Origin of the sequence: Proteiniphilum sp., assembly GCF_034331125.1 — a bacterium.
Lineage (GTDB): Bacteria > Bacteroidota > Bacteroidia > Bacteroidales > Dysgonomonadaceae > Proteiniphilum > Proteiniphilum saccharofermentans.
Genome location: NZ_JAXQGC010000058.1, coordinates 80,590 through 94,202, shown reverse-complemented (window position 1 = coordinate 94,202; position 13,613 = coordinate 80,590). Strand labels below are relative to the sequence as shown.

The following is a 13,613-nucleotide window of genomic DNA, read 5'->3' as shown; positions in this document are numbered from 1 at the left end:
AACAGATAACAGACAGTTATGAAGAATACAAAAAAAGCTTTACGCTTAGGTATTTTTGTCGCTGCGGCATTAATTTTATTTGTTGTAGCAGTATATTTAATAGGGAGTAAGGGAAACTTGTTCAGTCCTACCAAGGATGTATTTTCATCATTTAAAGATATACGGGGCCTCGTGGTGGGAAACAATGTCAGGTTTGCAGGCATCAATGTGGGTACGGTGAAAAATATTCGCATTATATCCGATACCTCTGTTGTGGTAACAATGTCAATACGTGAAGATTATTCAAAGTATATTTATAAGAACTCCAAAGTACAGATCGGACAGGAAGGTTTGATGGGAGGAAAGATCGTGCTGATCTCTTCCGGAACCCCCGAAACGGGCGTAATTGAAGATAATGACTACCTGGTCGTGGCTGAAGGATTGGATATACAGGGGATGATTGCCCAGGCCCAGACGATGCTTAGAGAGGCTACCCAAACAGTATCGAATCTTAATTCGGTCACTGATAAAATTAATGAAGGGGACGGAGATATAGCCCGTTTACTGAATGGGAATGATTTAACTACGCAGTTGGGCATTGCTACCCGTAAATTGAATAACTCGATGTCTGATGTAAATGAAATAACGAGGAAGGTAAGCAATGGACAGGGAGATTTAGGTAAGTTAATTAGCGACGATGCCATTACAGACCAGTTGTCGGGAATCATGGAGAGCCTACATGTCACTTCCGTAAAAGCCAATGTAGTTGTTGAAGAGTTACAGCAGACAGTGCATGCTATAAATTATGGAGAAGGTGTTTTACCCCGCTTACTTCACGACAAAGAATTAGGATTGAGTGTGGATACGGCCTTGACAAGAGTGGATCAGGGTGTTTTTGAGGTTACCAGGGCAGCCGAGACCATAGCAGACAGTTGGATTTTCAGGTTGTTTTCAAAAAAGAAAAAAGATACCAACAATCAGTCCCAACCTGTAACCACAAAAAGACAGCCCAAAGAGTTTGAAGTTCAGCCGGGAGATACCATAATAGTCCCGGTGAATGAATCGGCTGATCCCGAAATAAAAAGAAGTAAAAATTGAATCGGTGGACACTTTTATATAAAGTGATTGCCTTAAGGTTAAATCTGAGAGAGCTTTTGGGCTTTAATTTAAACGCTATGAAGGTTTATTTCATGTTAAATTCTTTCAAAGTTGGATAAATTCATCTGGCGCATGCCCTTAAACTGTTTTCAATACAAAATTTATATCTACTTTTGCAAAAAGCAATTGGTATGGCATTACACAGAAAGCAGTTATTTTTTCTTTTTTGGATCCTGATGCCGGCTTTGTTTGTTACAGTACAGCCGCTACCTGCTCAAAACAGGAAATTTACTGTTGTGATTGATCCCGGTCATGGGGGTAAGGATCCCGGCGCTGTAGGGTCGAGTTCCAAAGAGAAGGATATTGTACTGTCGGTAGGTCTGAAGCTGGGGAAGCTCATCGAGAATAATCATCCCGATGTAAATGTCATATACACACGAAAAGACGACCGGTTTGTGGAGTTGAATCGGAGAGCCGCGATTGCCAATAAGGCACATGCCGACCTGTTTATATCGCTTCACTGTAATGCTCTCGACCGCAGGAGAACATCTCCACAGGGAGTGGAGACTTTCGTGTTGGGGTTGCATAGGAGCAAAGACAATCTGGATGTTGCAAAGGCGGAGAACTCGGTGATTATGTACGAGGAGGACTATTCAGTCAAGTACGAGGGGTTTAATCCTAATGAGCCGGAGTCTTATATTATTTTTGAATTTATGGCCAACGAGTTTCTCGACCGGAGTGTTTATTTTGCTACTATGGTACAGAACCAGTTGGTTACCAATTCGAAGAGGATCAACAGAAATGTCCGTCAGGCCGGATTTCTCGTTTTGAGAGAGGTGGCTATGCCAAGTGTACTCGTGGAGTTGGGATATATCAGTAACAGGGAGGAAGAGAAATACCTGAAGAGCGGGAGCGGTCAGAGTTCGCTCGCTGCAAGTATTTATAATGGCTTCAAAGAGTATAAGCGGGAGTATGATAAGAAGAGTTATGTGTTTACTAACGGCGGAGCACAACATCCGCAGTCCCAGGGGAGCCGGCTGTCACCTGAAGCGGTGAGTGGAAAAGAATACAGGGTTCAGTTTCTTACTTCATCCCGGAAGTATGAGAACGGTGCTTCGGTGTTCAAAGGGTTAACCCCTGTCGACTATTATACCGATGGTAAGACTTATAAATATACATATGGACGCACAACCAATCCTGAAGAAAGCCGGAAATTATTGAGTAAGGTGCGGAGGCATTTCAAAGATGCTTTTATTATCGAGTTCGAAAACGGAGAACGCGTGAAATAAACATATTTTCAATATATGAGGACCAAATTAAGTAGGAATGCTCTTATCGGACTGGCTTTTATTGCCAGCCTTGTCATGATTTATTTCGGGATTAATTTTCTGAAAGGGATGAATGTTCTCAAAAAACAGAATCAGTATTATGCCCTGTTTGATGACGTATCGAAGTTATTGATTTCATCACCTATCTATGTGAAAGGTTATCAGATAGGGCTGATCAATAAGATAGAGATGGTGAGCGATGATCCGATGCGTTTCTCCGTAGGGCTTAACCTGTCGGAAGATATACGGATCCCGAAAGGGAGCCACCTCGAGTATGGTCTCGATCTGTTCGGGGCCTCCACTGTGAATCTCATAATGGCAAAATCCGATGTCTATCTGGAAAAGGGAGATACCCTTACGGGTGGAAAAGAGGCCGGATTGATGGATGGTGTAGCGACTGTAATGCCCAAGGCTGATTCAATTCTGCTACGGGTAGATTCATTGATCTATTCTCTGCAAAAAATCGTGGCCAATCCCGGTTGGGAACAGTCGATTAAAGGGATTGGCAGTACGGTGGAGCAACTCAATAACTCAAGCGCGAGCCTGAACAGGATGATTGGCTCCCTGGAACGGGATCTCCCCGAGATCAGCAGGAATCTTACGTCCGTTTCTTCCGATTTGAAAGAGGTCAGCAAGGAACTGAGTGAGATGGATATGGCGAGCACGTTCGCATCTATCGACGAGACAGTGAATAATCTGAAACTACTGACAGCCAAAATCAATAGTGACGATAATTCTCTTGGGCTGCTGCTGAACGATACGAAACTACATGATAGCCTCAATGTGACAATTGATACGGCAACCAAATTGTTAGAAGATATTCGGCAGAATCCGGATCGTTATTTGACCATACGATTACGTCTTTTCTAGGGGACGGAAGTTTTGAATTGATACTCCTTTGAAAATTTAAATAGAATCATTCTAAATAATGCCTTGTCCGGGAATGGGGGTGAACTCTTTGGTTGATCGAAGTTAAGTAACAATATCGTAACTTTTTGGATAATTGTGAAGTAATTGCAGGGTTTTTATATCCTATTGTCAATCAGTCCTGTTTAATATCGGCCTGCTATCTAATTTATTGATATATAATATATTGATTCTATTTTGCTGATAAATAGCGTTTTTTTTGGGTGAGAAAAATCCTGACCTGAAGTTTATTTTTTTATCTCGGTTTTTTTTTGAAAATTTGTAATCCGTTTGCGAAAAAAAAAGATCATTTTTACCAATGAATAAAGATTGCCGACTTTTATGGAATAATTGTTTGAATGTCATCCGGGATAATATCCCCGAACCGGCGTTCAATACGTGGTTTTTACCCATTGTTCCGCTAAAGTATCAAGATCATGTGTTTACGGTCCAGGTTCCAAGTCAGTTTTTTTATGAGTATCTGGAAGATAAATACCTTGATCTTATTCAGCATACACTCTACCGGGAAATAGGAGAGGGGACTATCCTCAATTATCGTATACTGGTAGAGACAGAAAATAATACAGCCGTTGAACTCCGGGGGGAGACCAAGTCTTATGCGGGGGCGGCGGACAGGAATGCTGATGGCAAGGTGTCTGCGAAAGTGCCCAGCCCTTTTGACAGGGTAGAGACTTCGGAGTTCGATTCCCAGATCAATTCCAAATATACCTTTCTCAATTTTTTTGAAGGCGAAAGTAATCGCCTTGCTCGTACAGCTGCCGAAGCAGTTGCCTTGAACCCGGCAAAGACGGCGTTCAATCCGCTGTTTGTGCATGGTTATTCCGGTGTGGGAAAGACTCACCTCTGTCATGCCATCGGATCAAAGGTAAAGGAACTTTATCCCGATAAGAAGGTGCTTTATCTTTCCGCCCATCTGTTTAAGGTGCAATATACCGATGCGCGCCGGTTCAATACGATCAATGACTTCATCAACTTTTACCAGAGTATTGATGTGCTTTTGATCGATGATATTCAGGAACTTGCGGGATTGGAGAAAACGCAGAATACTTTTTTCCACATTTTTAACCACCTGCATCAGAATAACAAGCAGTTGATTATGACTTCCGATTGTCCGCCTATGGATATGCAGGGGGTGGAAGAGCGGCTGCTTACCCGTTTCCGTTGGGGGCTTACTACCAAGCTGGAACGTCCCGATAAGGAACTCCGAAAGAAGATCCTTCAGAACAAGGTGCTTGCCGATGGACTCACTATCCCGGAAAACGTGATCGAATTTATTGCCGAGAACGTTACTGAAAATGTGCGTGACCTGGAAGGGATTGTGGTCTCCCTGATGGCACATTCCATCATCAACAATCGTGAGATCGACTTGGTGTTGGCACGGCGGGTGGTAGAACAAAGTATTAAATTCGAAAAGAAGCGCATTACTGTGCAGAAGATCCAGGATATAGTGTCTGACTTCTATCATGTAAAAAAAGAACTTATCCAGTCCGCATCCCGTAAGCGTGAAATAGTGCAGGCACGCCAGGTGACTATGTATTTTATCAAGAAACATACAGAATTGTCACTTTCACAGATCGGAGCCCAGGTTGGTAACCGCAATCATGCAACCGTACTTCATGCCTGCAATACAGTAAAGGATTTCTATGAAGTAGACAAAGGATTCCGATCCGATATCGATGAAATCGAAAACTTGCTTAATTCATAAAAGAGGAGTTATTCTTATTCTTTTTATCCTCTTTCTCGGATATTATGCATCGTCCGGAATTGCCGGAACGGTAAAGGTTGCTGTAATAACTGATATTCATTTTCTTGATAAAGACCTTGTTGCAGAGGGGGAAGCACTCTCTGCATATGAGAGGTCGACCGGTAGAAATATTGCCGATTTACATGCTGTGCTGGATACAGTATTGGTCGATTTACTAAAAGAGTCACCCGATCTGTTATTGGTGACGGGTGACATTACCAATCACGGTGAGAGGCAAAGCCATCTTGGTTTTATAGAAAAACTCCGGTTGTTACAAAACCAGGGAACCCGTATTCTTGTAATTCCCGGTAATCATGATATCAATATCCCCGACACAAAAGCCTATCGGGGTAACAAGGCTACCCCCACCGAAACTATTTCAAAAGAGGAATTCATAGAGCTATATGCACCCTTCGGTTATTCGGATGCATTGAAAAGGGATGAGGCCTCACTAAGTTATCTCGCCGGGATAAACGATTCTCTTTGGTTTCTCTGTTTTGACACCAACCGCTATGAAGAGCATACGACAAAATCTATTACCGGTGGTCGTCTCCTTCCTGAAACAATAGATTGGGCGATTGATATCCTCGACGAGGCAAAAGATAAAGGAATTATAGTGTTGGGAATGATGCATCATGGCCTGGTGGAACATATGCCCTATCAGGCAGCTTTCTTTTCCCAGTACCTGATCGATGAATGGGAAAAGAATGCCGGTCTTCTTGCCGATGCCGGACTGAAAGTAGTTTTTACAGGACATTTTCACGCCAATGATATCACTATGCATACCTCTTCTGCCGGAAATGTTATCTATGATGTGGAAACTGCTTCGTTGGCACAATATCCTTTTGCCTACAGACTGATGGAGTTGACTGATACTGTTCTTTCCATCGATACCCGTTTTGTGACCTCTCTTCCCGGTAATCCTGACCTGGCAGCGATATATCGCGATAAACTGGAGGCTATAACCCGGCGGGTGGCTAAAAACAGGTTGGAAGAGTTGGGTATTCCTATGTATCAGGAGACTATCGAGGCGATTACAGATGTGATTGTGAAGTTGAGTCTGATGCATGTGAAGGGTGATGAAAAGTTGGATCCGGAGATAAAGGAAGTGATCCGTCTTTTTGCTGACCAGATGGGAAGCGAAGCCGATCCCGAATTGTTCATATTCGATTTTCCGCCGGAAGATAACCGGGTGGTGATACCTCTTCAATAAAGTGAAAAAGTGCCGGGTGGTTTGGTGCCTAAGTGGTGGTGGACAGTGATTGAAAATGGGATGAAACAGTTTGATCCATTAATGATTTGTATGCAACCGGGTCGTTTGGAGGCCGGGTGTGATGAAGCCGGGCGTGGTTGCCTGGCCGGACCCGTTTTTGCCGCTGCGGTGATCTTGCCTGATGATTTTCATTGTGACGGATTGAATGATTCCAAACAGCTTTCGGAAAAAGAACGAGATGAATTACGGAAGATCATCGAAGAAAATGCTTTGTGTCATGCCGTGGAAAGTTGTTCCCCGGAAGAAATTGATGAAATGAATATCCTGTGGGCTTCCGTAAAGGCGATGCATCGGGCATTGGCTCGTCTGCAGACACCCCCTGAATATATTTTGGTGGACGGCAACCGTTTTCGTCCCTTCGGTAATATACCCCATACCTGTGTGATCAAAGGGGATGCTAAATACCGCTCTATTGCAGCAGCTTCAATCCTTGCAAAAACATACCGTGATGAATATATGCAACAGCTCCATGAAAAATATCCTGCGTATGACTGGTGTCGTAATAAAGGATACCCCACCAAGGCGCATCGTGAAGCGATAAATCGATATGGAATTACACCCCATCACCGGAAGAGTTTCCGCCTTACTGAGCAGCAGTTGACATTGGATTTTTAAGTAAATCAGCGAAGCCAAATCCTGAAATTTGAAATTTTGAATTAACAATCTACGTAGTTAAAATCTATGTAATCAAATTGTAAAAGTCTTGGTTCCTGATTCTAAAAATCCCGTTTGTGGAACGCTACATGTAATGCCTTTGAAAATAAATTATAAAAAGTAGTTTAAACAAAAATTAAAAGTGGTTGTTGTAATAGAAATTGAGACCGAGTTGAATTGTCTCAGAAATTAAATAACATTTATGTAGAATCACTAAAACTTCAAGAAATGAAAAAATTTTTGTTTAGTACTTTATTGGTTTTTGCCTGTTCTGTAGGTGTGGCTACTGCTCAACTTCAAAAAGGTAGTACATTGGTAGGTGGTGGCATCGGAGATTTGAGTATGGGATTAGGTGATGAAAATGTTTTCAATATAACTTTGACCCCGCGTGTAGGATATTTTATCCAGGATAATGTTGCTATTGGAGGTAAGGTAGGCCTTACTTATACGGCACAACCCGGAGAAGATGCCTATGGGTATAATGTGAATGCTTTTGGCCGTTATTATTTCGGGCCGGACGAATTTGACACACTGCTGAAGCAGGGTCGTTGGTTTTTAGAAGCCGGAGCAGGAGTTGGTGGTGCCAGAGGTGTTGATCTCGGTTTTAATGTGAACTTTGGTCCCGGTTATGCCTATTTCCTGACTGAGAATGTAGCTGTAGAAGCGTTGTTGCTTTATAACGGGACGTTTGGAGATGGTAGTTCCAACGGATTATCTTTGAACGTAGGGTTTCAAATATATTTCCCAAAATCGCTATATAAAAATCTCAGATAGAATCTGCGGATCTTAAGGCAGAACCTTTGCGTTATGTCGTATCTGACCCCCAAAAGTTGAACAATGAACTTTTGGGGGTTTATTTTCCTTCTTTTTTGCCTCTTTTCCAGGCCGCTCAGCAATCAGCCTCAACTTTTTTCATGCTTAACTGGATCCGCTTGCGTTCCAAATCGACAGACAACACCTTTACTTTTACATGCTGGTGGAGGGAAACTACATCAGTAGGGCTGGAGACGAAACGGTCAGCCAGTTCAGAGATATGTACCAGCCCATTCTCCTTAATACCCACATCCACGAAGCAACCGAAATTAGTAATATTGGTGACGATGCCGGGTAATATCATTCCTTCTTTCAGGTCGTTAATGGCCCGGATATTGGGGTCAAACTCTAATACCTGAACCTTGGTACGCGGATCCCGCCCCGGTTTCTCCAATTCCTGTAATATGTCTGTAAGTGTCTCTTCACCTACTTTTTCTGTTTTGTATCGGTTGATATCGATGGTTCCGATCAGCGGTTTGTTGCGGATTAATTCTTTCACCGTACATTGCAGGTCTTCGGCCATCTGTTCCACGATCGCGTAGCTTTCGGGATGCACGGCAGAGTTATCTAACGGATTTTCCGCATCCGGAATACGAAGGAATCCCGCACATTGTTCAAACGCTTTTTCTCCCAGGCGCGCTACTTTTTTCAGCTCCTTGCGCGAACGGAAAGGACCGTTTTCCGTGCGCCAATTCACGATATTCTGTGCCAGTACCTCACCCAACCCCGATATATAGGTGAGAAGGTGTTTACTGGCCGTATTGAGGTTCACTCCCACGAGGTTTACACAATTTTCCACGGTCTGGTCGAGAGATCTTTTCAGCTTTGTTTGATCTACATCGTGCTGGTATTGGCCCACGCCAATCGATTTGGGATCGATCTTTACTAATTCTGCCAGCGGGTCACTCAGCCGCCGCCCGATAGAGACGGCACCCCTTACAGTCACATCATATTCGGGGAACTCTTCACGTGCTATCTTCGAGGCGGAATAGACCGATGCACCACTTTCACTTACTACGAATACTTTCACCTCTTTTTCGTACCGCAGGTTAGTGATAAAACGTTCCGTTTCGCGGCTGGCGGTACCGTTCCCTATGGCAATGGCATCGATCCGGTAGGTGGAAACCAGTTTTACTACTTTACTTGCCGATTTGGTAAACTCGTTCTGCGGAGGATGAGGATAGATGGTCTCGTTATGCAGCAGATTTCCTTGTTCATCCAAACAGACTAACTTACAGCCGGTACGATACCCGGGGTCAACGCCCAGGATACGTTTCTGCCCTAAGGGAGGAGACAGAAGTAACTGGCGCAGGTTTTCCGCGAAAACAGCGATGGCCGCTTCGTCGGCCTGTTCTTTGGAGAGGTTGCCAAACTCCGTCTCTATGGAAGGTTTCAACAGGCGTTTGTAACTGTCGGTCACCGCATCCTCCACCTGATCGGCTGCTTCAGTGTCATTTTTTGCATAGCGCGGTACAAGCCTGTCGAGGCATTTTTCATCATCGGGAGAAATGGATACACGCAGAAACCCTTCTGCTTCGCCACGGCGAAGCGCTAAGATTCGGTGTGACGGACAACGTGATAATGGTGCGGAAAAATCGAAATAATCCCTGTATTTCTCTCCTCCCTCTTCTTTTCCTTTCACCACTTTCGAGGTGATTATCGCATCACGGGCAAACATATTCCGTACCATTTGGCGTGCATGCGCATCTTCGTTCACCCATTCGGCAATGATATCACGCGCACCTTTCAAAGCAGCTTCCGTATCGGCTACCTTCTCATTGAGATATTGTGCCGCTTTCGCTTCGGGTGAACCGTGGTGTTGTGCCATCAACCATTTCGCAAGGGGTTCCAGTCCGTTTTTGCGGGCAATCTCAGCGCGGGTCTGACGTTTCGGTTTATAGGGCAGGTAGATATCTTCGAGTTCCGTGCTGTCCCAGCAATCAGTGATCTTTTTTTCGAGTTCGGGCGTCAGTTTTTCCTGCTCCGAAATCGACTTAAGTACATATTCCTTTCGTTTCTCGAGTTCTGTATACTTTTCATTCAGCTCTTTGATATTGGCGATCTTCACCTCATCCAAACCTCCTGTGACCTCCTTCCGATAGCGGCTGATAAAAGGGATGGTAGCCCCTTCTTCCAGCAGTTTGATACTGTTCTCTACATTTCTGATAGGAATATTCAGTGATTTGGAAATGAGTGTATGAATAACTGACATCTGTAATCGATTTATATGCGCTACAAAAATACAAGAAATTTCTCTATCTTTACCTTTCTAAACAATAACTGCATGGCGAAACTGAAATCTGTATATTTTTGCTCCAGTTGCGGATATGAATCTCCCAAGTGGATGGGGAAATGCCCTGCCTGCGGCGAATGGTCGACCTTTGTTGAAGAACTGGTACGTAAGGATACTGCTTCGAAACAGGAAGATACCCGTTCTTTCGGGGAGGTCAGGAGTGAACCGGTGACTTTGAGCGAGATCAAAGCCGAAGAACTGCCGAGGATCGATATGAACGACGGGGAGTTGAACCGTGTGCTGGGAGGAGGATTGGTGCCTGCCTCCGTTGTGCTGATCGGTGGAGAACCGGGTATCGGGAAATCTACACTGGTACTGCAAACTATTCTGAAATTGACAGGTATCAAATCGCTTTACGTATCGGGGGAAGAGAGTGCAGGGCAGTTGAAACTGCGTGCTGACCGACTCGGTATAAAAAATGATAACTGCTTGATTTTGTGTGAAACAAATCTCGATGAGATATTTAAGCATGTCAGGAAAATATCGCCCCGGCTATTGATCATCGATTCGGTACAGACCATATACAGTGAGGCGCTGGAATCATCTCCCGGTAGTATTTCACAGGTACGTGAGTGTGCTGCATTGTTACTTAAGTTTGCCAAACAATCGGGAACGCCGGTACTGTTGATCGGCCATATCACCAAGGAGGGAAGTATCGCCGGCCCCAAGATACTGGAACATATGGTGGATGCGGTGTTACAGTTTGAAGGCGACCAGCATTATATGTACCGTATCCTTCGCGGTGTCAAGAACCGTTTTGGAAGCACTGCGGAACTCGCTATTTACGAGATGAACCGGTCGGGATTACGCGAGGTGAGCAATCCGTCGGAGTTGCTTCTTACCCAGAACCATGATGGGCTGAGCGGTGTTGCCATTGCCGCGGCAGTGGAGGGTGTACGTCCTTTCCTGATAGAGACGCAGGCATTGGTGAGTACCGCGGCGTATGGTACGCCGCAACGCTCCGCTACCGGATTTGATATCCGGCGAATGAATATGCTGCTGGCGGTGTTGGAAAAACGGGCTGGATTTAAACTCGCGCAAAAAGATGTTTTCCTGAATATTGCCGGAGGTTTGCGTGTGAGTGATCCCGGTATGGATCTTGCGATTATCAGTGCTGTGCTTTCGTCGAGTCTTGATATGACGATTGAGAATGACACCTGCCTCTGTGGTGAAGTAGGGTTGTCGGGTGAGATCCGGCCTGTGCATCGTATAGAGCAGCGTATTCAAGAGGCTGAGAAATTGGGCTTTTCCCGTATTCTTGTACCATTCAACAACCTAAAAGGATTTAATAAGAAAATGAAAATTGATATTCAGCAGGTGAAGCGGGTGAGTGATGCTTTCAGGCTGCTGTTTTCGTAGTAGAAAAAGCCGGAAATCTTTTTATAAATCAAAAAAATATCCTACCTTTGCAGCCTGTTTTATGAACAATTGGTACCTTGGCCGAGTGGTTAGGCGCCGGTCTGCAAAACCGTCGACGGCGGTTCGAATCCGCCAGGTACCTCGAAATAAAACTCCCAAATTGTTTATTAATAACAATTTCGGAGTTTTTTTATTTTTAGAGGTACGGCGAGAAGTACAGAATTATTTCTTTAATGATAGTATCTCGCCCCTGACGATCAACAGGCTTTCCCTGCACAGTTCGGTGATTTTATGCCACTCCCCGTTTTTCAGTACTTCTGCCGGGAAAAGATTTGAACCCATCCCGACGCAGGTCACCCCGGCACGGAACCATGCCGACAGATTTTCTTGCGTCGGTTCCACGCCGCCCGTAACCATGATCCTCGACCATGGCATCGGGCCCTTGATGTTTTTCACAAATGAAGGACCGCCCACATTCCCGCCGGGGAATATTTTTACGATTTCTGCACCCAACTCCTGTGCCAATCCGACCTCGGAAGGCGTGGCACAGCCGGGTGAATATGCTATCAGCCTGCGGTTGCATATTTTGAATATGTCGGGATTCAGCAGGGGGCCTACAATGAAGTTGGCTCCCGACTGGATATAGAGCGCGGCGGTAGGGGCATCCACTATGGAACCGATACCCAATATCATTTCAGGACATTCCTTATCTGCCCATTTGACCAGATTGGTGAATACCTCATGGGCAAAATCTCCCCTGTTGGTGAATTCGAATACCCTGATACCTCCTTGGTAACACGCTTTCAACACCTTTTTCGCCACTTCGGCATCGGAATGGTAGAATACCGGTACTATACCTGTACCTGCCATTGTTTGATAGACTTGCAGTCTTGTAAATTTAGCCATTTGTTTAATTTATTTAAACCAAGAATCAAAATTAATGTGCTAATTTATTGATGTGCCAATCCCTATAGATCGGGACAAGTAGTGCTGATTGAATTATTAATCATCATATCAGTAAATCATCACATTAACAAATCATCTGACCACTCTTCCCGATCCGTCGCCCTTCATCAGTGTTTCCACTTCCGGTACACTGACCAGGTTGAAATCACCGTATATGGTGTGTTTCAGGCAGGAGGCGGCTACGGCGAAATCGAGCGCCTTCTGGTCGTCTCCGGTATATGTCAGCAAGCCGCAGATCAATCCCCCCATAAAGGAGTCGCCCCCACCCACTCTGTCCACGATATGTGTGATATCATATCTTCCGGATTGATAGAGTTTGTCGGAATAGAGGCATCCGCCCCATGTATTGTGGTTCGCGTTGATGGATCCGCGCAGGGTGATGATAACCTTTTTTGCACGCGGGAATTCCCGCATAAGTTGTTTACAGACCGATTCGAATTCTCCCGCATCTACTTCTCCCGCGGTATGTTCCACCTGAAAGCCTTCCGGTTTGATGCCGAATACTTTCTCCGCATCCTCTTCATTACCGAGAATGATGTCACAGCCTTTCACCAGTCCGGGCATGACCTCCGAGGCCTTTTTGCCGTATTTCCAGAGATTCTTCCGGTAGTTGAGGTCACATGAGACAGTCACTCCCAGTTCATTCGCCGTCCGGATGGCTTCAAGGCAGGCATCGGCAGCTCCCTGTGAGAGGGCGGGGGTGATCCCCGTCCAGTGGAACCATGAGGCATCTTTGAGTATCTCTTTCCAGTTGAACGTCCCCTTTCCTACTTCCGCGATGGAGGAATGGGCACGGTCGTATACCACTTTCGAGGGGCGGGCCACGGCACCGGTCTCGAGGAAATAGATCCCCACACGTTCACCGCCACGCAGGATATGCCCCGTACCGACATTCATTTTCCTGAGCTCGGCGACACACCACCCGGCGATATCGTTTTCGGGCAGGCGGGTGACAAATTCCACGGGAATGCCGTAATTGGCCAGTGAAACGGCTACGTTGGCTTCACCCCCGCCAAAGGTGGCGGTAAGGTGATCCGACTGGATAAATCTTTTATAATCAGGGGTGGCGAGACGCAACATGATCTCGCCGAAAGTTACCACTTTTTGCATTTTAGTTAGTCCGAATGATTAGGGGTTGATCTATTTTTTCTTTTTCTTCTTTCACAAACTGTGTCCATT

At 45.1% G+C, this 13,613-nt stretch carries 11 protein-coding genes and 1 tRNA gene; 9 read left to right on the top strand and 3 right to left on the bottom strand.

The window, feature by feature from the left end; translation table 11 throughout:
* Positions 1-18 precede the first annotated feature (18 nt).
* The 7 genes from U2P89_RS14115 (at position 19) to U2P89_RS14085 (ending at position 7,777) form a co-directional block, all read left to right on the top strand.
* Positions 19-1,077, top strand: a complete 1,059-nt coding sequence (locus tag U2P89_RS14115) for an MlaD family protein (protein ID WP_091904980.1) — start codon at positions 19-21, stop codon at positions 1,075-1,077.
* A gap of 191 nt (positions 1,078-1,268) precedes the next feature.
* Positions 1,269-2,366: an N-acetylmuramoyl-L-alanine amidase gene (locus tag U2P89_RS14110; protein WP_322191699.1), complete on the top strand. Its 1,098-nt coding sequence runs from the start codon at positions 1,269-1,271 to the stop codon at positions 2,364-2,366.
* 15 nt (positions 2,367-2,381) lie between these two features.
* Positions 2,382-3,275 carry an MlaD family protein gene (locus tag U2P89_RS14105; RefSeq protein WP_091904985.1) on the top strand — a complete coding sequence of 298 codons (894 nt, stop codon included), beginning with the start codon at positions 2,382-2,384 and terminating at the stop codon, positions 3,273-3,275.
* A 355-nt stretch (positions 3,276-3,630) separates the two neighbouring features.
* Positions 3,631-5,037 carry a chromosomal replication initiator protein DnaA gene (dnaA, locus tag U2P89_RS14100; RefSeq protein WP_091904991.1) on the top strand — a complete coding sequence of 469 codons (1,407 nt, stop codon included), beginning with the start codon at positions 3,631-3,633 and terminating at the stop codon, positions 5,035-5,037.
* A complete protein-coding gene (locus U2P89_RS14095) occupies positions 5,009-6,289 on the top strand; it encodes a metallophosphoesterase family protein (protein WP_092027114.1) in 1,281 nt (426 codons plus the stop codon). The genes dnaA and U2P89_RS14095 overlap by 29 nt, the downstream gene beginning before the upstream one ends.
* Positions 6,290-6,349: 60 nt before the next feature.
* Positions 6,350-6,964 (top strand): ribonuclease HII, encoded by a 615-nt coding sequence (locus tag U2P89_RS14090; protein ID WP_091905094.1) that lies wholly within the window; start codon positions 6,350-6,352, stop codon positions 6,962-6,964.
* A gap of 267 nt (positions 6,965-7,231) precedes the next feature.
* Positions 7,232-7,777 carry a hypothetical protein gene (locus U2P89_RS14085; RefSeq protein WP_076928549.1) on the top strand — a complete coding sequence of 182 codons (546 nt, stop codon included), beginning with the start codon at positions 7,232-7,234 and terminating at the stop codon, positions 7,775-7,777.
* 115 nt (positions 7,778-7,892) lie between these two features.
* On the opposite strand, the gene U2P89_RS14080 is transcribed toward U2P89_RS14085, so the two are convergent.
* Positions 7,893-10,028: a Tex family protein gene (locus U2P89_RS14080; RefSeq protein WP_091905000.1), complete on the bottom strand. Its 2,136-nt coding sequence runs from the start codon at positions 10,026-10,028 to the stop codon at positions 7,893-7,895.
* A 72-nt stretch (positions 10,029-10,100) separates the two neighbouring features.
* Here U2P89_RS14080 and radA point away from each other — a divergent pair, with 72 nt between their 5' ends.
* Both radA and U2P89_RS14070 read left to right on the top strand, forming a co-directional pair.
* Positions 10,101-11,468 (top strand): DNA repair protein RadA, encoded by a 1,368-nt coding sequence (gene radA, locus U2P89_RS14075; RefSeq protein WP_322191698.1) that lies wholly within the window; start codon positions 10,101-10,103, stop codon positions 11,466-11,468.
* A 71-nt stretch (positions 11,469-11,539) separates the two neighbouring features.
* Positions 11,540-11,610 (top strand) — tRNA-Cys (locus U2P89_RS14070).
* Positions 11,611-11,690: 80 nt separating this feature from the next.
* On the opposite strand, the gene U2P89_RS14065 is transcribed toward U2P89_RS14070, so the two are convergent.
* Both U2P89_RS14065 and U2P89_RS14060 read right to left on the bottom strand, forming a co-directional pair.
* Positions 11,691-12,374: a bifunctional 4-hydroxy-2-oxoglutarate aldolase/2-dehydro-3-deoxy-phosphogluconate aldolase gene (locus tag U2P89_RS14065; protein ID WP_322191697.1), complete on the bottom strand. Its 684-nt coding sequence runs from the start codon at positions 12,372-12,374 to the stop codon at positions 11,691-11,693.
* 132 nt (positions 12,375-12,506) lie between these two features.
* Positions 12,507-13,544: a sugar kinase gene (locus U2P89_RS14060; protein WP_322191696.1), complete on the bottom strand. Its 1,038-nt coding sequence runs from the start codon at positions 13,542-13,544 to the stop codon at positions 12,507-12,509.
* Positions 13,545-13,613: the final 69 nt, after the last annotated feature.

Bases quoted from the DNA above. Each gene is read 5' to 3' on its own strand.
- U2P89_RS14085 (WP_076928549.1), top strand. From the start codon at position 7,232: ATGAAAAAATTTTTGTTTAGTACTTTATTGGTTTTTGCCTGTTCTGTA.
- U2P89_RS14080 (WP_091905000.1), bottom strand. From the start codon at position 10,028: ATGTCAGTTATTCATACACTCATTTCCAAATCACTGAATATTCCTATC.
- U2P89_RS14110 (WP_322191699.1), top strand. From the start codon at position 1,269: ATGGCATTACACAGAAAGCAGTTATTTTTTCTTTTTTGGATCCTGATG.
- U2P89_RS14060 (WP_322191696.1), bottom strand. From the start codon at position 13,544: ATGCAAAAAGTGGTAACTTTCGGCGAGATCATGTTGCGTCTCGCCACC.
- U2P89_RS14090 (WP_091905094.1), top strand. From the start codon at position 6,350: ATGAAACAGTTTGATCCATTAATGATTTGTATGCAACCGGGTCGTTTG.
- U2P89_RS14095 (WP_092027114.1), top strand. From the start codon at position 5,009: ATGAAATCGAAAACTTGCTTAATTCATAAAAGAGGAGTTATTCTTATT.
- dnaA (WP_091904991.1), top strand. From the start codon at position 3,631: ATGAATAAAGATTGCCGACTTTTATGGAATAATTGTTTGAATGTCATC.
- U2P89_RS14065 (WP_322191697.1), bottom strand. From the start codon at position 12,374: ATGGCTAAATTTACAAGACTGCAAGTCTATCAAACAATGGCAGGTACA.
- U2P89_RS14105 (WP_091904985.1), top strand. From the start codon at position 2,382: ATGAGGACCAAATTAAGTAGGAATGCTCTTATCGGACTGGCTTTTATT.
- U2P89_RS14115 (WP_091904980.1), top strand. From the start codon at position 19: ATGAAGAATACAAAAAAAGCTTTACGCTTAGGTATTTTTGTCGCTGCG.
- radA (WP_322191698.1), top strand. From the start codon at position 10,101: ATGGCGAAACTGAAATCTGTATATTTTTGCTCCAGTTGCGGATATGAA.